Annotated in this window: 17 protein-coding genes; 15 read left to right on the forward strand and 2 right to left on the reverse strand. The window is 46.7% G+C overall.

The annotated features are described in order from the left end of the window. Window positions 1-35 precede the first annotated feature (35 nt). The 15 genes from E4V70_RS09665 to E4V70_RS09735 all read left to right on the forward strand — a co-directional run bounded on the left by E4V70_RS09665 (window position 36) and on the right by E4V70_RS09735 (window position 15,767). Window positions 36-1,070 (forward strand): 1-aminocyclopropane-1-carboxylate deaminase, encoded by a 1,035-nt coding sequence (locus tag E4V70_RS09665; RefSeq protein ID WP_122863572.1) that lies wholly within the window; start codon window positions 36-38, stop codon window positions 1,068-1,070. Continuing rightward, on the forward strand, window positions 1,067-2,362 hold the full coding sequence (gene hisD / locus E4V70_RS09670) for a histidinol dehydrogenase (protein WP_122863573.1): 1,296 nt from the start codon (window positions 1,067-1,069) through the stop codon (window positions 2,360-2,362). The genes E4V70_RS09665 and hisD overlap by 4 nt, the downstream gene beginning before the upstream one ends. 401 nt (window positions 2,363-2,763) lie before the next feature. Further along, window positions 2,764-2,985, forward strand: coding sequence for a hypothetical protein (locus E4V70_RS09675; RefSeq protein ID WP_122863574.1), 222 nt, complete (start codon window positions 2,764-2,766; stop codon window positions 2,983-2,985). 8 nt (window positions 2,986-2,993) lie between these two features. Next, window positions 2,994-4,451 carry a DKNYY domain-containing protein gene (locus E4V70_RS09680; protein WP_232037861.1) on the forward strand — a complete coding sequence of 486 codons (1,458 nt, stop codon included), beginning with the start codon at window positions 2,994-2,996 and terminating at the stop codon, window positions 4,449-4,451. Between the two features lie 138 nt (window positions 4,452-4,589). Further along, window positions 4,590-6,530 carry a BCCT family transporter gene (locus E4V70_RS09685; protein ID WP_122863576.1) on the forward strand — a complete coding sequence of 647 codons (1,941 nt, stop codon included), beginning with the start codon at window positions 4,590-4,592 and terminating at the stop codon, window positions 6,528-6,530. 169 nt (window positions 6,531-6,699) lie between these two features. Beyond that, on the forward strand, window positions 6,700-8,061 hold the full coding sequence (locus tag E4V70_RS09690) for a sodium-dependent transporter (protein WP_122863577.1): 1,362 nt from the start codon (window positions 6,700-6,702) through the stop codon (window positions 8,059-8,061). Window positions 8,062-8,066: 5 nt separating this feature from the next. After that, the gene (locus tag E4V70_RS09695; protein ID WP_122863578.1) at window positions 8,067-9,197 is read left to right on the forward strand and encodes a WD40 repeat domain-containing protein; all 1,131 of its coding nucleotides are present in this window, start codon (window positions 8,067-8,069) and stop codon (window positions 9,195-9,197) included. Between the two features lie 8 nt (window positions 9,198-9,205). Further along, the gene (locus tag E4V70_RS09700; RefSeq protein ID WP_122863579.1) at window positions 9,206-10,411 is read left to right on the forward strand and encodes a M48 family metallopeptidase; all 1,206 of its coding nucleotides are present in this window, start codon (window positions 9,206-9,208) and stop codon (window positions 10,409-10,411) included. Then, window positions 10,398-11,246: a peptide chain release factor N(5)-glutamine methyltransferase gene (prmC, locus tag E4V70_RS09705; protein WP_122863580.1), complete on the forward strand. Its 849-nt coding sequence runs from the start codon at window positions 10,398-10,400 to the stop codon at window positions 11,244-11,246. The genes E4V70_RS09700 and prmC overlap by 14 nt, the downstream gene beginning before the upstream one ends. A gap of 152 nt (window positions 11,247-11,398) precedes the next feature. Continuing rightward, on the forward strand, window positions 11,399-11,866 hold the full coding sequence (locus tag E4V70_RS09710) for a DUF4149 domain-containing protein (RefSeq protein ID WP_122863581.1): 468 nt from the start codon (window positions 11,399-11,401) through the stop codon (window positions 11,864-11,866). Next, a complete protein-coding gene (locus E4V70_RS09715; protein ID WP_122863582.1) occupies window positions 11,863-12,645 on the forward strand; it encodes a threonine/serine exporter family protein in 783 nt (260 codons plus the stop codon). The genes E4V70_RS09710 and E4V70_RS09715 overlap by 4 nt, the downstream gene beginning before the upstream one ends. Then, window positions 12,638-13,165, forward strand: a complete 528-nt coding sequence (locus E4V70_RS09720) for a threonine/serine exporter family protein (protein ID WP_122863583.1) — start codon at window positions 12,638-12,640, stop codon at window positions 13,163-13,165. Before E4V70_RS09715 ends, E4V70_RS09720 begins: the two co-directional genes overlap by 8 nt. Before the next feature lie 277 nt (window positions 13,166-13,442). Further along, on the forward strand, window positions 13,443-14,261 hold the full coding sequence (locus tag E4V70_RS09725; RefSeq protein WP_122863584.1) for a cell surface protein: 819 nt from the start codon (window positions 13,443-13,445) through the stop codon (window positions 14,259-14,261). Between the two features lie 9 nt (window positions 14,262-14,270). Continuing rightward, window positions 14,271-15,359, forward strand: a complete 1,089-nt coding sequence (locus E4V70_RS09730; RefSeq protein WP_122863585.1) for a hypothetical protein — start codon at window positions 14,271-14,273, stop codon at window positions 15,357-15,359. A 9-nt stretch (window positions 15,360-15,368) separates the two neighbouring features. Beyond that, entirely contained in the window at window positions 15,369-15,767 is a 399-nt protein-coding gene (locus E4V70_RS09735; protein WP_122863586.1) for a YbgC/FadM family acyl-CoA thioesterase, read from the forward strand. Here E4V70_RS09735 and E4V70_RS09740 read toward each other — a convergent pair. Both E4V70_RS09740 and E4V70_RS09745 read right to left on the reverse strand, forming a co-directional pair. After that, complete coding sequence (locus tag E4V70_RS09740; protein ID WP_122863587.1) at window positions 15,755-16,954, reverse strand: hypothetical protein; 1,200 nt, start codon at window positions 16,952-16,954, stop codon at window positions 15,755-15,757. The two genes, E4V70_RS09735 and E4V70_RS09740, sit on opposite strands and share 13 nt — an antisense overlap. Continuing rightward, entirely contained in the window at window positions 16,951-17,580 is a 630-nt protein-coding gene (locus tag E4V70_RS09745; protein ID WP_122863588.1) for a uracil-DNA glycosylase, read from the reverse strand. Before E4V70_RS09745 ends, E4V70_RS09740 begins: the two co-directional genes overlap by 4 nt. Between the last annotated feature and the right edge of the window lie 26 nt (window positions 17,581-17,606).

A 17,606-nucleotide genomic window follows, 5' to 3' on the forward strand; every position in this document is an offset into this window, starting at 1 on the left:
ACGGACTCGAGTTTTACGTACTTCGCGACGACCTGATGGATGGCGAATTTAACGGCAACAAGGCTAGAAAGCTAGAGTATTTCTTGCATGCCGGTCTTGGCGGCATAAAGCGCGTCGTTAGCTACGGCTCAAGCCAGTCAAACGCGATGTATAGCCTAAGCGTTTTTGCAAAGATAAAGGGCCTCGAGCTTCACTACGTAGTTTCAAATTTAAACTCAAATTTGGCGTCAAATCCGATCGGAAATTTTAAATTCGCCCTTGAAAACGGGATGAAAATCTATGTAGATGAAGATAGATGGGCGCGGGCTAGGGCTTTAGCCTATGAGCTTGCCGGGCTAAAAGAGAGCGAGATTTGTGGCGGCGAGACGTTAAATTTAACGGACAATCGCAGCCAAAACGGGTCAAATTTAAAAGACTCCGGCGGGTTAAATTTGAGCAAATTTGACGAACAAACGGAGCTCGCGGGCGTAAAATCCAGCAAATGCATAAGCCATAAAAGCTCGAATTTTGAAAAATCCGCAGATCAAACAAGCTCAAATTTGCCTGCCGCGCAGGATTGCTTCATCGGCGATTCGCTTTTTATAAACGAGGGCGTTTGGCAGCCGCAGGCGGAGATGGGCTTTATCTCGCAGGCTAGGCAGATAGAGCGCTGGGCGGAGGCGGAGGGTAAAACCGTGGATATATTTTTGCCTTCAGGTACCGGCACGTCGGCGGCGTTTTTGGCTAAGCATGTCAAATTTGACGTCTATACCTGTCCTTGCGTGGGTGACGCGGATTACCTAAAAAGCGAGATCGAGGCGCTGACGCCAAACTCGAAGGCGCGCATTTTGCAGCCGCCCAAAAAATATCATTTCGGCGATCTAAAGCCGGAGCTTTATCAAATTTGGCGCGAAGTATGCGAGCAAACGGGGATAGAATTTGAGCTCATTTACGATCCGGTGGGCTTTTTAACGATGATGGCAAACCTGGGCACGTTTAAAAACGAGATTTTATACATCCATCAAGGCGGCGCGCTCGGAAATATCAGTCAAAAACTAAGATACGAAAGAAAATTTAAGGAGACGAGATGAAGTTTTTGCTTACTAGCAACGAAAATTTTAAGGACTATTTCGCGACTTTGGTGAACCGCTCAAACGGCGATATGAGCGCGGTTATGCCCGCCGTTTCGCAGATACTGGACGACGTGCGCGCTAGAGGCGACGAGGCGCTTTTTGAGCAGATAGATAAATTTGACCGTTGGAAACCCGATGCAAATAGCCTAAAAATCAGCACCGACGAGATGCAAAAGGCCTATGATGGCATAGATAGCTGCCTGCGAAACGCGCTAAATTTAGCCTTTGATCGTATCAAAAGCTACCACGAAAAAAGCCTGCCTAAAACCTGGATGGAGCACGACGAGCACGGCGTTTTACTAGGCGCCAAGTACACTCCGCTAGACCGCGCCGGACTATATATCCCGGGAGGCAAGGCCGCCTATCCTAGCTCGCTTCTCATGAACGCCGTCCCGGCTCTAGTCGCGGGAGTTGGTGAGATCGCAGTCTGCACGCCTGCCGTCGGAGGCAAGGTAAACGCGCTGCTTCTAGCCGCCATGCATGTCTGCGGCATCGAGGAGGCCTATAAAGTAGGCGGCGCCTCGGCGGTAGCGGCGATGGCCTACGGCACGCAAACTATCAAAAAAACAGACGTCATCACGGGCCCCGGTAATATATATGTCGCGACGGCTAAAAAGCTCGTCTACGGCGAGGTAAATATCGATATGATCGCGGGCCCTAGCGAGATCTGCGTCATCGCCGACGAGAGCGCCGACCCTCGCCACATCGCCGTGGATCTGCTCTCGCAGGCCGAGCACGATGAGATGGCTAGCGCCGTGCTCATCACGCCAAATCAAGCCTTCGGCGCGGCGGTGCAAAGGCATATCAACGAGGAGATCAAGACTCTAGCTAGGCAGCCCATCGCGCAGGTTAGTATCGATAAAAAGGGCGCTATCATCGTAGCTAGCGACCTTGATGAGTGCGTGAGGCTGGCTAACGAGCTAGCGCCCGAGCATTTAGAGATCGCGACAAACGACGCGATGGAGCTGGCTAGGCAGATCAGGCACGCAGGCGCGATATTTATCGGACATTTTACGCCTGAAGCGATGGGCGACTATCTAGCCGGGCCGAACCATACGCTACCTACGGGCGGTAGCGCGAGATTTTACTCGCCGCTCGGAGTTGAAAATTTTATGAAGCGCACCTCGCTCATCTCGCTAAACGCAAAAGGCATAAGCGAGCTAGGAAACGCATGCATGAAGCTAGCCGATGCCGAGGGGCTTGGGGCGCATAAGCGTTCGGTCGCAGTTAGGCTCGAAGCTCTTAAATAAATTGCGGCGTTATCTCTTGGACGCTTTTTGAAGGGCTAGTAAAAATAAATACTCACGGACAACCAGTCCGCTCCGTTTTATTTTTACGTCGCGACTTCAAAAATCATCTCAAGATATAACGCCTTGTATTTAAATTTGTTTCTGTCCGTCGATGGACTTTGCGTCCTATCTTGGGACTAAATTTGATAAAAACATTTAAATTTGCTCAAAAATTCTTTGCCGCGAGTTTGGCGTGCGAAATTTGAAGGCTTTTATGAAGTGATTTTTCGGATGCTTTTTGAAGGGCTAGTAAAAAAATACTCACGGACGATCGGTCCGTTTCGTTTTATTTTTACGTCGCGACTTCAAAAATCATCTCAAGATGTAACGCCTTTTTTGTTTAAAGTCAGTTTTGCCCGTCGATGGACTTCGCGTCAAACGGCTCATACGGCGATGTTTATGCAAACGGCGATAAGACCTATTGTATCGGCGCTATGGTGCGGGCATGCGGCAAGCTTGTAGCGGAGGCAGTTAGCGAGCACAACAAGAGCTATAAAATTTTATGGTTTTTGATATTTTTGATAGTTTTTGGCTTTGCTTTTTCGGTTTGGAGCTCTTATAAAAAGGCCAAGGAAAGGTTATAAGAAATTTTATGAAAATGAGTAAGAAAAGGTGGGTGATATTACTCGGCGCGGCTTTTGTAGCGCCATACTTGATACTTATTTTTTTCTACTGCGTAGCACAGAGTCAAAACAAATTTGAAAATATCGACGGGAGTGGCTTTTACCGCTCGCCTGAGGGTGAAATTTACGCTGAGATCGCGCATAGTGGTAGGTATTTGCTAAAGGGCGCGGATAAAGATAGCTTTCGCGTCTTAAATTTACCCCATCTTTACTACTACTCAAACGTTGGCGCCGATAAAAACAACGTCTACTGCTCGACAAAGATCTTGCAAGGGCTCGATCCTAAAAACGCTCGCCTGCTTGGCAACGGCTATCTAACCGATGGCAAGATAAGCTACTTTTGCAGCGCAAAAAGCGAGAAAAAGCCAGGATTTAACGAGTTTGTCGCCGTTATGAAAAGCGTTGCTAATCTTTTTATAAAAAGCTACGAGGACAGCTCTTATTTTTATAAAAACGTACGCATTGATAGCGTAAATTTAGAGCCTATTTTTGACATGGGCTTTGCAAAAGACGGCAACGCACTTTATTATAAGGGCGAAAAGCTAGACGCAAACGCTAGCGGGTTAAAATTTATAAAAACTACAAAAGAGCAAAAAACGGACTATTTCACAGACGGCAAAAGCGTATTTTTGGACGGGGTGAAGCTTGACGTGAGCTACACGGACGAGATGCAGGAGATAGCGACCGATCTTTACCGAGATACGCACTATCTTTTTGAGCCAGAGAGCGGAGCTGTCTTTGCAAACGGGCATAAATTTAGCGAGCAGGCGATGCCTTTTACGCCTATTTATAACGAGGGCGACTCATATATCTTTTGGCCTATTTTTGCGGGCAAAGACGGGGTTTACTTTTGGGATAAGAGTAAACCGGCGCTTGAAAAGATCTCAAATTTTAAGCCCAAAGGCGAAATTTACAGATTTTACTCCGATCTATTTGCCGACGATGAAAGCCTTTATTTCTTGCAAAATAGCGAAGAGTGGACGCGTTCTAGACACGGTAGGCAAGTTAGCGCGCGTTTGGTAGGGCTTTATAGGCTAGCCAGCAAAAGCGAGCTTCGCAAGATCGGCGACGTAAACGGCGGCGAGTACGGCGCAGTCTTTGCGGATAATAACAAGAGCTATTTTGTCGGTAGCTACTACGACAGGTTTTATATGAAGGAGGGCGTTTACGAGATAGCAGACCTTAGAGCGGTTGAAATTTTAACCAGGCCGCCTCGCTTTCAGGGTAAAAAGCTGGAGGCAAAAGATATTTATGAGCTTATAAAAACCGGCGCGCTAGTGCCTGCTAGCGGCGAGGAGACGGCGCTATCTCGCATCGAGGTAGAGAAGCCGACCGTCATACTTTATATCACATTTGGTATCGTTTTTATTCTCGCGATCATCTTTGGCGTTTCAAAAGCTAGAGGCGCAAAGAGGAATTACGGATAAATTTAACGTAAATTTTTCAAAGCGCTTTTTTAGGTGCTTTGTTCTTTAAATTTGGCCCAAAATTTAAGGGGCAAATTTGACCCATTTACTCTTTTTTGTTATTTTGAAAGGAAGCTGAAATTTACAAAAAGGAGAAAAATGATCAAATTTCAAAAGTCAAAATTTAACAATTCGGTATTTATCCCATCGCTTGTCGTCATATTTTTAATAACAGCATTTGCAGCGATATTTCCAAATTTCTCAAATGAGTTTTTTAAAGGTATGCAAAACTACATCGCGGCCAAATTCGGCTGGTTTTACATCCTGGCCGTCGCCGTCATACTTCTAAGCATCATTATCCTTGGCTTTAGCAAGCTTGGCGAGATCAAACTAGGAGCCGATCATGTAAAGCCGGAGCACAAAAATATCTCGTGGTTTTCTATGCTTTTTGCCGCCGGCATGGGCATCGGGCTTGTGTTTTTTGGCGTGGCCGAGCCGCTCATGCACTATCTAAACCCGCCGCTCGGCGACGCACAAACTATCGCAGCGCAAAAGCTTGCGATGAACATCACCTTCTTTCACTGGGGCATGGGCGCATGGTCGGTTTATGCTATCGTGGCGCTAATCCTTGCCTTTTTCTCGTACAGACACGGCTTGCCGCTCACGCTTAGATCGGCGTTTTATCCGATAATCGGCGATAAAATTTATGGCAAGATCGGCAACGCTATCGACACATTTGCCGTCGTGGCGACGCTTTTTGGCGTAGCGACCTCGCTGGGATACGGCGTACTTCAGGTAAATGCCGGCCTTACGCACGTTTTTGCCCTGCCGACCATGCATATCACGCTTCTTATCGTGCTTTGTTTTGCAGCGACCGTCTCAGCGGCAAGCGGCGTGGATAAGGGGATAAAAATCTTATCAAACGCAAACATCGCGCTAGCTATATGTTTTATGTTTTTGATACTATTTTTGGGCGACACGACGCAGCTTTTAAAGTCGTTTTTGCAAAACAGCGGCGACTACGTCTCGACTCTGATCTCAAACACCTTTAATCTCTACGCCTACGAGAGACAAAATGAGAGCTGGCTTGGCGGTTGGACGCTGCTATACTGGGCTTGGTGGCTATCTTGGTCGCCGTTTGTGGGGCTGTTTATCGCCAAAATTTCAAAGGGTAGGACGATAAGAGAATTTGTGATCGGCGTGCTTTTCGTGCCAACCGGCTTTACATTTGCTTGGATGAGCTTTTTTGGCAACTCGGCGATTGCGCTTGTGCAAAGTGGATTTAGCGAGCTTGCGACGACCGTAAATTCCGACTCGGCTTCGGCGCTCTTTATGTTTTTAGAAAAATTTAGCTTTTCAGGCGTGCTAAGCACGATCGCAGTCTTTATGATCGTCATATTTTTCGTCACTTCGGCCGACTCAGCGGCGATCGTGATGAACATGCTTTGCTCAAACGGCAAGGACGATACGCCGGTTTGGCAAAAGGTCTTTTGGGGCGTTACAGTGGGCGTCGTGGCGGCATTTTTGATGCTAGCCGGCGGTCTTGGCTCGCTTCAAGCACTTACGATAACTACGGCGTTGCCGTTTGCTATCGTGCTACTTGGCGCCATTTACGGGCTATTTAAAGCCTTACGCGTCGATGTGACCAAAAAAGAGACAAATAACTTTAACAATATGCCTCTTAGCGATCTTTCAAAGCCTTGGCAAGAGCGACTAAGCGCGATCATCACGCTATCTAGCAAAAAAGACGGCAGTAAATTTATAAACGAAGTCGTGCTAAAAGCCTTTAACGAGCTAAAAGAGGAATTTGCCAAAAACGGACTTGAGGCAAATGTAACAAAAGCTGAAAATTTCGTAAATTTAAACGTCGGACTTGGCGACGAGATGGACTTTAGATACGGCGTATATCTCACCAAAAGCCAGAGCCCGGACTACACTAGAGAGCTTGAGGGCGACGATCTTTATTACAGAGCCGAGGTATATCTAAAAGAGGGCGGTCAAGACTATGACGTGCTTGGTTGGAGCGAGGCCACGCTGATAAACGACGTCATCGAGCAATACCGCAAACACATGCAGTTCTTACACGTTGTTAGAAAATAATAATTCGGCGTAAATTTGCATAAATTTACGCCTTTAAATTTATGCCCAGTAGCCTTTTTCTAATAATATTTACCGATTTTAATCCAGATTTGTTTTAAATTTCAAAGATGGTTCTAAAAACTTTAAATAAAATTTTTATATAATCTCTCTTTTTCGTAAAGGTATACAGATGGATAGAAAATCGTGGAGTTCAAAGCTCACATACATTTTAGCCGTTGCAGGAGCTACGGTCGGTTTTGGCGCGACATGGCGCTTCCCGTATCTAGTCGGGCAAAACGGCGGCGGAGCCTACGTGCTCGTGTTTTGTATCGCGATGATCGTGATCGGCATACCGATGATTTTAGCCGAAAACGCGATCGGCAGACGCCTAAAATGCAACGCCGTGGACGCATTCGGCGGTAAAAATATCAGCCCAGCGTGGAAAATCGTTGGCTGGATGGGCTTGCTTGGCGCCTTTGGCATCATGGCCTACTACATGGTTATCGGCGGCTGGGTGCTAAACTACATCGCGCAGATCGCATTTGGCTTGCTCGATCTCTCGCAAGTGCTGAGTTTTGAGGCCACCAGCGCGTTTTACGAGCAAAATATCGTGAGCGATCCGCTGGCTATCAGCTTTGCCACGCTCGTGTTCGTACTCGTAAACTACGCGATCTTGGTGCAGGGCGCGGTCGGTGGTATCGAGCGCTCGGCGAAGTACCTCATGCCGCTGCTTTTCGTGCTCATGATCGTGATGATCGTAAAAAACTTAACCTTAGATGGCGTGGCGCAGGGGGTCAAATTTTACCTCACGCCCGATTTTTCAAAGATAAATTTAAAGCTTTTCGTCGAGGTTTTGGGGCAGGTATTTTTCGCGCTTTCGCTTGGTTTTGGCGTGATGATTACGCTTTCAAGCTTTGTTAAAAAGGACGAAGGGCTGGTTAAAATCTCGATCATCACGGGCATTCTAAACACCCTCATCGCCGTGCTTGCGGGCTTTATGATATTTCCGTCGCTCTTTAGCTACGGCGTATCGCCCGATAGTGGCCCAAGCCTCGTGTTTAAGAGCCTGCCGATCGTTTTTTCGCATATGCCTTTTGGCGGATTTTTCGCGGTGGCTTTTTTTGCGCTGCTGATGATCGCCGCGCTCACGACCTCGCTACCGATCTACGAGGTCATCATCACGACGCTTCAGGAAAAATTTAAGATAAAACGCAAAAGCGCGATCTTGCTGGTGCTTGGCACGATATTTATATTTGGAAATTTGCCGTCCTTGATGGCTACGAACCTGCTTGCGGACGTTAAAATTTTCGGTAAAAATATCTTTGACGCATACGACGCCATCAGCGCAACGATATTTTTCGTGCTGACTTCGCTGGGATGCGCGATATTTGTCGGCTGGGTGCTAAAAGACGAAGCCAAACGCGAGATAACGCAAGGCAGCGAAAAATACGCAAAACTCGTAAATATCTGGTTTTGGTATATCAAATTCGTCGTGCCGTTTATCATATTGGTGCTTTTTATCAGCTCGTTTTACGATAATTTTTTAAAGTAAATTTGATGGCAAATCTCGTAAATTTAGCTAACGGCGACCGCCTAAATTTGCGCGTAGAGGGTCAAATTTTACTCAGCGAGAGCGTCAAAAACGGCAAAACTAGGCAGACGCAAAAGGAGCTTGAAAGCATAGACGAGGCGCAAAAAGCCTGCGTGAAAAAGGAGTGGGAGAGCCTGAAAAAAGGCTACGTCCTGCAAAACATCGGCGCCAAAGCGGGAGAGGCGAACTTGCACGTCTATATCGGCGGCGGATACACGGGCGCGCTAGCATTTGCTGGCGCGGGCGGTGAGCTTTTTGTCTATAAATGCGGCGGCTACAAAGAGGGCGGCGTGCTGGACGATTTTCTCATCAGGCTGGACGCAAGCGGCGCCGTAAAGCAGCAGATCGTCCTGCCAAAGCCGCTTGCGTGGCAGGCTGAGCGCGCGGGCGAGGTTTTGCTTTTGGATCTGGATCATTTTATCTTTAAATTTGACCCGGCAAGCGGTGAATTTAGCGATCTCTCTCAATGGTTGAGCTTTAAAAATAGCAAAGAATTTACGAGTTTCGTTTGCGCGGCAAAAGATACGGCGGCGTTTGCGATGTTCGGTCAAATTTTTACTTTTCGAGGCGGCGAGATTTTGCCACTTGCTGAATACAAATCCGAAATGAAAAGCTATACGCCGATCCTTTGCGCCGCGATTAGCGATGACGGCGCGCGGCTAGCGCTTCACTGCAAGCAAAACGAGATTAAAATTTTAAACACGATAAATGGAGAAATTTTAAACGAGATCAGGGGCGACTTCGGCATTTTTGATAAAATTTGCTTTTTAGCGGACGGCTCGGTGCTGGGCATGGAGCGCTACGCAGGCAAGCTAGTTTGCCTTGATGCCGCAAGCGGCGAGCAGCTTGATCCTGCATGGCTTCGAGGCGAATGCGGCGAGGCGGACGAGTTTTGCGTTAGTGCGGACGGTTCGCGGATAGCGCTAATTAGCTACGACAAGGGTCGCATCATCGATCTAAAAAACGGAAGCTTGCAGCTTAGCTTTGAGCTCTCGCACGTCGTGAAGCGCTGCGAGGCGAAATTTGAGCGCATAAACGGCGAGGAGTTTTTGGCCGTGCGCACCGACTACGGCTGCTTTAGTCTTTATAAAATTTAAGGGAAGATATGTTTTATTTTTTGCTTGGTATTTACTTTTTTTACGTTGCCACAAAGGCGATTTTGGCGATTTTACAGATAAACTTTATCCGCTCGGAGGCTAAAAAGCCGGCCGTCGTGCTAGAGCAGGGGGAGTATGAAACCGCCGCCGCCGCAGCGATAACTAATCAAAAATTTGAGATAGCTAGCCTGTTTTATCACGCCGCGATATTTATGATGTGGGCGTGCTGGGGGCTTGGCGAGATGTATGAAAGCGCCTATAAAACGGGAGAGCTGAGAGATCATATCATCTTTGTGATGGGCTTTTTGATCATCTCGTCGCTGCTGGAGCTACCGCTAAATATCTACGAAACCTTCGTCAAAGATAAAAGGCTCGGCTTTTCAAACGTAACGCCCAAAATTTTCGCGCTTGATCTACTTAAAACGCTCGCGCTAACGCTGGTTTTCGGTACGCTGTTTGTGTGGCTGGTGCTGCTTTGCATTAGATTTTTGGGCGATTTTTGGTGGTTTTGGGCGTTTTTGCTGAGCTTCTCGGTCGCGCTTGTTATAAATCTCATCTATCCGACGTTCATCGCGCCTATCTTTAACAAAATGCAGCCGCTAGAAGAGGGCGAGCTAAAAAGCCGTATAGAAGGGCTTTTAGCGCGGTGCGGGTTTAAAAGTAGCGGCGTTTTTACGATAGACGCCAGCAAGCGCGACAACCGCCTAAATGCCTATTTCGGCGGCCTTGGCGCGACTAAGCGCGTGGTACTTTTCGACACGCTCGTTAAAAAACTAAGCATAGAGGAGATAATCGCCGTTTTAGGCCATGAGCTGGGGCACTTTAAGCACAAAGATATCCTAAAAATGATCGCTCTAAGCGCGGTTATGCTTTTTGTGATATTTTTTATATTCGGCAACATCCCCGACGCGGCGTACGACGCGCTAGGGCTCAGTCCGGCAGGCGGCGGAGTGATCGTGTTTTTACTGCTTTTTTCGCCGATTTTCGGGTTTTTATTTTCGCCTATTAGCTCGTATTTTAGCCGTGCAAACGAATTTGGCGCCGATAAATTCTCAGGCGAGGTTTCAAACAAAGCCGATATGATAAGCGCGCTAAAAAAGCTAGGCTCCGAAAATAAGGCTTTCCCGAAGGCTCATCCGCTCTACGCCTTTTTCTATCACTCGCACCCAAGTCTCTTTGAGCGTATAAACGAGCTGGAAAATGACGGTAAATGACGCGCTAAAAGCCGCCGCCTCGCAGATAGCTCCAGCGTGCGAGATAAACGGCGCAAATCCCGCGCGCGTAGCCAAGGCACTTTTGATGCGGCATCTTGGCGTAAAAATCGAGTGGATATTTTTAAATTTAACCCGCGAGCTTGATGAAGCGGACGGATATTTTGCGCTGGCAAAGCGCTTCGCAAATCACGAGCCGCTAGAGTATATCACGGGTGAGGCGGGCTTTTATGGGCTTAGCTTTAACGTAAAAAAGGGCGTCTTGATCCCGCGCCCCGAGACTGAAATTTTAGTCGAAAAATCTCTTGAAATTTTATCAAATTTGCCCGCGCGAAATGGCCCGCCGCTAGTTGCCGAGATAGGTACGGGAAGCGGGATAATCAGCATCTGCCTCGCGCTAAACTCAAACGCTAAAGTCATAGCCTCCGATATCAGCGACGATGCGTTAAATTTGGCTCGCGAGAATGCCGCGAAATTTGGCGTAGAGGACAAAATAGAGTTCGTAAAATGCGCGTATCTGGACGAAATTTACGGACGGTTTGACCTGCTAGTTTCAAATCCGCCATATATCGCGCGGGACTACAGGCTTGATAAATTCGTACTAAACGAGCCGCACGAGGCGCTGTTTGGTGGCGCAAAAGGTGATGAAATTTTAAAAAATATCGTGCTTCTCGCGCGAAATTGCGGCGTGAAATACCTAGCCTGCGAGATGGGCTATGACCAAAAAGAAAGCATGCAAAACGCGCTTAAATTTAACGGCTTCGAGGCGGAGTTTTACAAGGATTTAGCCGGATTTGACCGCGGATTCGTCGCTAAAAATATATTTGCGAATTTTTAAATTTACGCGGTTTGGGCTCTGGCGAAAAACCAAATTTGACCTAGCTTGCGTCAAATTTGGGCTTGCAAATTTCCGTCCTTCTAACTCAAATTTAGCGAATTTTAAATGCTATAACCCTAAAATGGGTGCGGTAAATCAAAAAAAGGAAAATTATGAAAAGCGTTTATTTTTTGCTTCTTGGCGCGCTCATCGGCACGGAGCTAGCTCTGGGCGTACTAGTGGCGCCCACGATTTTTTATCCGCAGAGCATTCTTGGCGACGGCGTACTTACGCATTTTCAAAGCGGCAAACTGATGGCTACGATATTTGTTAAATTTAACTACGCCTTGCTAGCAGTTAGCGTCTTGATCGCACTTTGCGAGCTTGCCTCGTTTAGATACAGCGTCAAATTCGCCGCTAAATTTAGCATGGGTATGCTTTGCGTGATAAATCTAGCCCTCGCGCTCTCGTTTGTGTTTTACTTCACGCCTTTTGTCATGGACGCACAGGCTGCGGGCGAGGCGGCGACGCGCACGGCCGAGTTTGCACAGATGCACGCGGCTAGCGAGTGGACGATGAAACTGATGCTGTTTGCGCAGCTTGCTTTGTTTTTTATCAAATTTAAAACCGCCGAAAAATGAGCGCAAAGCCCGACATCCAAATTTTAACCGATTTTCTATCTGACTACACGACGGCGATGGTGAGCGCCGGCACCTACACGGCGCGCGTCGAAAAGTGCGTAGACCGCGTGGCTAGGCGCTACGGATACGACGTTAGCGTGACGATTTTCGTGAAGTATTTTACCATTAGCGTCATGGACTCGGCCGACAACTCCCTGCGCCGAACCTACGTGAAGAAGATCCCAATAGGGCAGGTAAGCTTTAACCGTATTTCCGAGCTTTCGTCGCTTAGTTGGCGGATCTTGGATGAAAATTTGAGCTTGGACGAGGCCAAAGAGCAGTTTGAGGGCGTCATGCGTATCGGGGCGAATAAATTTGCAAGCTCGCTTATTTTAATAAGCCTTGCAAATGCGGCGTTTTGCAGGCTTTTTGGCGGCGACGCGGGCTCGGTGGCTTGCGTATTTTTCGCGACGCTCGTGGGGTATAGCCTTAGATTTGCGCTTGCTAAAATGGGCGTAAATTTAAAAATCCAGTACGTTTTGGTCTCGTTTGTGGTCTCTTTTATCGCCTATCTTGGCGTATTTTACGGCTTTACGCACACTAGCGACGTCGCGATCGGCTCGTCGATACTATTTTTGATGCCGGGCGTTTTTCTCATAAACTCGGTCTTTGATATCCTAAACGACAACACGCTTGTAGGCATCAGCAGAGCCGTGAGCACGGGCATCCTGATACTTTGCATAGCAGTGGGCGTCTATATTACGCTCTCGCTTAGCAATGCGGAGATTTTACATGTTTGAGCTTTTTACCGCGACTCTCATAGACGGCGCTTTTGCCGCGGTGGCGGGGCTTGGCTTTGCCTACGCTAGCTCTCCGCCAAAAAGGACTCTCGCATTTTGCGCGCTGCTTGCGGCGTTTGCGCACGCTAGCCGCTTTTGGATCATGCAGATGGGATTTTTTAACATCAGCGTCGCCACTCTCATCGTCTCTTTTTTAAGCGGGATTTTAGGTATGCTCTTTGCCAAACGGCTAAAAGTGCCGGCCGAGATTATCGCGTTTCCCGCGCTTTTGCCGATGGTGCCGGGAGTCTACGCGTACAAGGGCATTTTGGCGCTGTTTTCGTTTCTAAACGAGCCAGATATCGCTAAGAAAAACGAATATCTAATCATATTTTTCGATAACGCGATCACGACCACGACGGTCTCGTTAGCGCTTGGCGTCGGGGTTTCGGTGGTGCTGATTTTATTTTACGATCAGTCCTTGATGATTACCCGCGGCGCTAAATGCGATCTGGCGACGAGAAAGCCCAGCGAAAAGTAAATTTTGTGCGGCGTCTTTTAAGCGTCCTTAAATAAGCTAGAAAATTTTGCCCTGCGACAGACTACATACCTAGTCTTGGGCTAAATTTTCGTCGCAGCATTTAAATACATCTTAAAATACTTCCGCTAATTGTTTTGTTAAAAATTAGCAATCCGTCAAATTTGGATCAAATTTAGCTCTCGAAACGGTGGCTAAATTTGATAGCCTTTCTTATCTTTACCCTAAATTTTTTCTCAAATTTGCCGATATAGCTTAAAACTCGTTTTAAAGGATTAAAATGATAAATGGCTCAAATTTAAATATTTCTACGTCAAATTTTAAGTCAAATTTAACTCCTGCAGATAAAACCGCTAAGACGAACCTGGCGAACGAGCAAACGCAAGCTCCGAAAAGCAAAGAAGAAATCCAAAAAGAACTGCAAGAATACAGAAGTAAAACCATCATAGAAATCGTAAAAGATGCTATCGAGATAGACGAAAGCGACGAAAACTGGATAACAAAGACGATTGATAAGATAGACGGCATATTATCCAAAAAGTATACGACCGAAGAGCTGCGCGGTATAGGACAAAAAGAGCCTGAGAGCAAAGAAGACGTCATCGACGCCAATCTGCAAACCTATATGTGGATGCTGATGGATAACTCCAGAGACGGTAAACCCACTATCTGGGGTAAAATTTTAGGATTTGGAACCAAAGAAGAGCAAGAGGAATTAAAGGCGTTCAGAGATTCGCTCGGTAAAAGTGCTGCAAGTAGTGTGGAAGGCTCTAGGCTTATGGATCGCGCCGACATCAGCATAGAGGAATTTAAAAGACTCTATGCGCAGGACGTCGAAAAAACTATGAAGGCACGCAAAGAGATGAACGAGCAAATGCGCAAAGAACTCGAGGAATATAACGCAAATTTAGCCAAGCAAAATAGAGAAGTTAAATTTAAACCCATCCAAGCCACTAGTAAAAGCAAAACATACGTAGATAAAGACATCAGGCGAGAATTCTTTGAAAATTTCCTGAAAGCCGAACGCGAAAAAGGAACGGATATAACTGAAATTTTAAATCAACTAGCAAAACTAGGCAAATTTGACGTAAAAGCATAAAGGGTTAATATGATAAGCGGCGTAAACGGATTTAACGCAAACGTAAATTATGATTTTAGTAGCGCTCACGAGCGAAATTTAAAACCGCATGAGGAAAAAGAGGCTATAAATTTAACCTCAAATTCGGCGCCGTCTCGATCAAATTTGACCGAACCGATCGATTATTATGCTCTCGATCCTGACGAACTGGACGAAAACGAGCTTGCCGTTTGGGCGCAAAATGTGGAGTTTTCAAAACTAAACGACAAGCAGCAAAATAGGCTTCTTGCTATAAAAATGGGCTTTAAAAAACCGGTATATAAACCTTATGATCCCGTGGTTGCGCGTAAGGCGTATTCGCTAAGCGGCTATACGGAAGATGATAAAATCAGCATTTGGGGCAAGATAAACGGGCTTGACTCAAGCATTAGTAAGGGCGAGGTCGCAGAGCTAAAGAAATTTATAGATAGCACGAAGGTCTTGCAAAACAATTCAAACATGGAAAACGATGTTTTTAGCGTAGATGGATTTATGGGTGTGTTTAATGTGGATCTAGGAAGCTTTGGCGTTGGTCATACGAAGGGTACCGGACTTAAAATGGCGGTCGATATGACAAACCTACTAGACTCCGATATGGATTTGGAAAAATTTAAAGATAAATGGCTTGAGGTTGCCGCCGAAAAGATACTAGGAGAGAACACAAAGGTCAAAATCTCACTCAAAGACGGCAAGCTAAATTTTGACCGGATATCAGGAAAACGGCCTGCGGTCTTTTGGGGACAAGAGATGGTAAAGCAGGTAAGCTACGCAGATGAAGCAACTAAAAAAGAGTTTTTAAATTTCTTAAAAGATGCATTTAAAAAAGGCGAGAGTATCGCAGACGTGCTACAAAACATGGCTCTAAAAGAGGGTGCAGCAAGCGATCAAGCTCCCAAAGAAACGCCCGAAGAGAATAAATTTAAACCTATCCAAGCCACTAGCAAAAGCCAAACCTATGTTTATAAGGATATAAAGCGCGAATTTTTCGAGAATTTCCTAAAAGCCGAACAGGAAAAGGGGGCGGATATAATGGAGCTTTTAAGAAAACTAGGTAAAATAGGACTTGATCTAAAAGCCTAAGGAAATACCGTGAAAATACGAATCTACTACGAAGATACCGATGCGGGCGGCATAGTCTATCACGCAAACTATATAAAATACTGCGAAAGGGCGCGCAGCGAGATGTTTTTCGGCTCGGAGATTAAGCCTTTTAGCAAGGACGGACATTTTGTCGTGAGCGAGATTCGGGCGAAATTTAAAAAACCGGCCGTCCTTGGCGATCTGCTCGGGGTAAAAACAAGCGTGGCAAGCCTAAAAAAAGCCTCCGCGCTCATAAATCAAAAAATTTATAAAATCGCAAATTTAAGCGGAGAATGCCAGCCTGAGCTCGTTTTTGAAGCCGATGTCGAGGTTGCGTTTGTTAGCAACCTAAGGCCTGCTAAGATGAGCGAGGAGACAGTGGATTTTCTCTCCTCTTATTGCTCGTAAAAGCCGTATTCGTCGGCTTTTAAAACCTTCGTATCATAGATGATTTGCGAGTCTTCGACGCTCTCGCTAAAAAGCCTCTGCGCGCCGCGGTTTAGGTAGGTCGCGTAGATGTAGTCAAGCCCGACGCTAGCGGAGTAGCCCACCCAGTTAAAGTTCAAATTTTGCCCCAAAATTTCGTTATTTGAGTCCAGCGCGCCGTCGGTTTTAGAAATCGAGTTGGCTATATAGAGCTTTTCTCTATCTTGCGGTTGCATGAGTTTAAAGATGCTCGGCGCGTAGTTGATCTGCGTGCTTAAAAGGGCGTTAAATTTGACGTCGTAAAGGCGCATTTGAGAGCTCACCATCGAAGCTTTTACGAGCGGAACGTTTAGGAAAACGGTCGCGCCGCTTAGCCTGGAGTTGCCAGAGAGCATTGACTTTAGGTCGGTGACGCCGTTTGCGATCTCGTTTTCGTAGGTTAGTCCGCCGCTAAACTCGTCCGCGTAGCGATTTAGCGCCGCTCCTAGCGCGCTGCCGTCAGAAAACGCCGCGACTTGGCCGTTTGAGAAATTTAGCAGCTTCTCGACTTGTCCTTTGTAGTCTATACCGCCAAATATCAAATTGTCCTGCGGCGAATCGACGCTAGAGATGTGTAGGGTCGGCACGAAAGCCGTCATAGCGGGGTCTAAAACCTCGTTTAGATATTTTGCGCCAACAGGCGTAAACGGCGCGATGATATAGGCGATATTTTCGCTTCTAGCGCGTGCTAGGGCGCCGTCGATAGCGCTTGGAGCCTCGTTGCCGATGTTGTAAAATTTAACGTCGATGGCAGCGTTTTGCCTGACGACGTAGGCGATAACCGCGTTTGAGACGACGCCGGCGTAGCTTTTTATGCTATCCTGCGGGATGATGACGGCGATCTTAAACTCGGCGTTTGAGCTTGGCGTCAGGCTCTCGGTACCGGCGTTTACGTATGAGCCGTTTAGTGCGTTAAAAGCTTGTAAAATTTCTTGATTCGAGCTACCTTCGTAGCGAGCCAAAAAGCTGTGCAAAAGACCTTCTCTAACGAGTTCTAGCAAACATATGTCGTTACATTTGACGGGTTCTAAATTTATATAAATTTCGCTTGCCGGCGGGATGTCCGATGGCTTGTCGCTCCTGGCAAATAGTGCCGAGCAGATCAGTAAAACTGTTAAAATTTTTCTCATAGGCACTCTTTTATCTTTTTTAGATCGCTAAAAAACAGCTCTTTTTTGCTTGGATTTTTCGCTACTACGCTTGGCGAATAAGTCGCCAGCAGGGCTGAGTGTTTAAATTTCATTATGTTTCCCCTTATTGCCTCAAAGCTTTGCGCGCTTTGTTTTATCATTTTGTAAAAAACCTCTTCGCCAAGCGCTACGATGAGTTTTGGCGCTACTAGACGGGCTTCTGCGCTAAAATACGGCTCGCAAAGCTCGTAAGCGCTTGCCGGAGCTTTGGCGGCGGGTTTGCATTTTAGCAGGCTAGTGACGTAAATTTCGTTTTTGTCAAGACCCGCTAAATCCTTTAAATTTTGCAAAAAATTATCGTCGCCGGCTAGAAACTCTCCGCTCGCGTCCTCGGCGGCGTTTGGCGCGTCAAATACGAAAACAACTTTAGCGCTTTCATCTCCAAGGCCCGTTAGCGCGTGATTTGCGCTCTTGCAAAGCTCGCATAGATTGCACTCTTTGATGCTCGCGTTTAGCTCGGCAAGGCTGCTCGGCAAGGCTACGGACGAAGGCGAAAAATCAGCAAATTTATACCCGAATGCCCTTAGATAGTAAAGCTCTCTTAAAATTTCGTTTGCGTAACTCATCGCGCGATGATATCCAAAAGGGCGTT

The sequence above is a fragment of the Campylobacter showae genome (genome assembly GCF_900699785.1).
GTDB classification, from domain to species: Bacteria; Campylobacterota; Campylobacteria; order Campylobacterales; family Campylobacteraceae; genus Campylobacter_A; species Campylobacter_A showae_D.

Excerpts from the sequence above, each read along its gene's own strand:
- E4V70_RS09665 (WP_122863572.1), top strand. The coding sequence starts at position 36 with ATGGATGGCGAATTTAACGGCAACAAGGCTAGAAAGCTAGAGTATTTC.
- hisD (WP_122863573.1), top strand. The coding sequence starts at position 1,067 with ATGAAGTTTTTGCTTACTAGCAACGAAAATTTTAAGGACTATTTCGCG.
- E4V70_RS09675 (WP_122863574.1), top strand. The coding sequence starts at position 2,764 with ATGGACTTCGCGTCAAACGGCTCATACGGCGATGTTTATGCAAACGGC.
- E4V70_RS09680 (WP_232037861.1), top strand. The coding sequence starts at position 2,994 with ATGAAAATGAGTAAGAAAAGGTGGGTGATATTACTCGGCGCGGCTTTT.
- E4V70_RS09685 (WP_122863576.1), top strand. The coding sequence starts at position 4,590 with ATGATCAAATTTCAAAAGTCAAAATTTAACAATTCGGTATTTATCCCA.
- E4V70_RS09690 (WP_122863577.1), top strand. The coding sequence starts at position 6,700 with ATGGATAGAAAATCGTGGAGTTCAAAGCTCACATACATTTTAGCCGTT.
- E4V70_RS09695 (WP_122863578.1), top strand. The coding sequence starts at position 8,067 with ATGGCAAATCTCGTAAATTTAGCTAACGGCGACCGCCTAAATTTGCGC.
- E4V70_RS09700 (WP_122863579.1), top strand. The coding sequence starts at position 9,206 with ATGTTTTATTTTTTGCTTGGTATTTACTTTTTTTACGTTGCCACAAAG.
- prmC (WP_122863580.1), top strand. The coding sequence starts at position 10,398 with ATGACGGTAAATGACGCGCTAAAAGCCGCCGCCTCGCAGATAGCTCCA.
- E4V70_RS09710 (WP_122863581.1), top strand. The coding sequence starts at position 11,399 with ATGAAAAGCGTTTATTTTTTGCTTCTTGGCGCGCTCATCGGCACGGAG.
- E4V70_RS09715 (WP_122863582.1), top strand. The coding sequence starts at position 11,863 with ATGAGCGCAAAGCCCGACATCCAAATTTTAACCGATTTTCTATCTGAC.
- E4V70_RS09720 (WP_122863583.1), top strand. The coding sequence starts at position 12,638 with ATGTTTGAGCTTTTTACCGCGACTCTCATAGACGGCGCTTTTGCCGCG.
- E4V70_RS09725 (WP_122863584.1), top strand. The coding sequence starts at position 13,443 with ATGATAAATGGCTCAAATTTAAATATTTCTACGTCAAATTTTAAGTCA.
- E4V70_RS09730 (WP_122863585.1), top strand. The coding sequence starts at position 14,271 with ATGATAAGCGGCGTAAACGGATTTAACGCAAACGTAAATTATGATTTT.
- E4V70_RS09740 (WP_122863587.1), bottom strand. The coding sequence starts at position 16,954 with ATGAGAAAAATTTTAACAGTTTTACTGATCTGCTCGGCACTATTTGCC.
- E4V70_RS09745 (WP_122863588.1), bottom strand. The coding sequence starts at position 17,580 with ATGAGTTACGCAAACGAAATTTTAAGAGAGCTTTACTATCTAAGGGCA.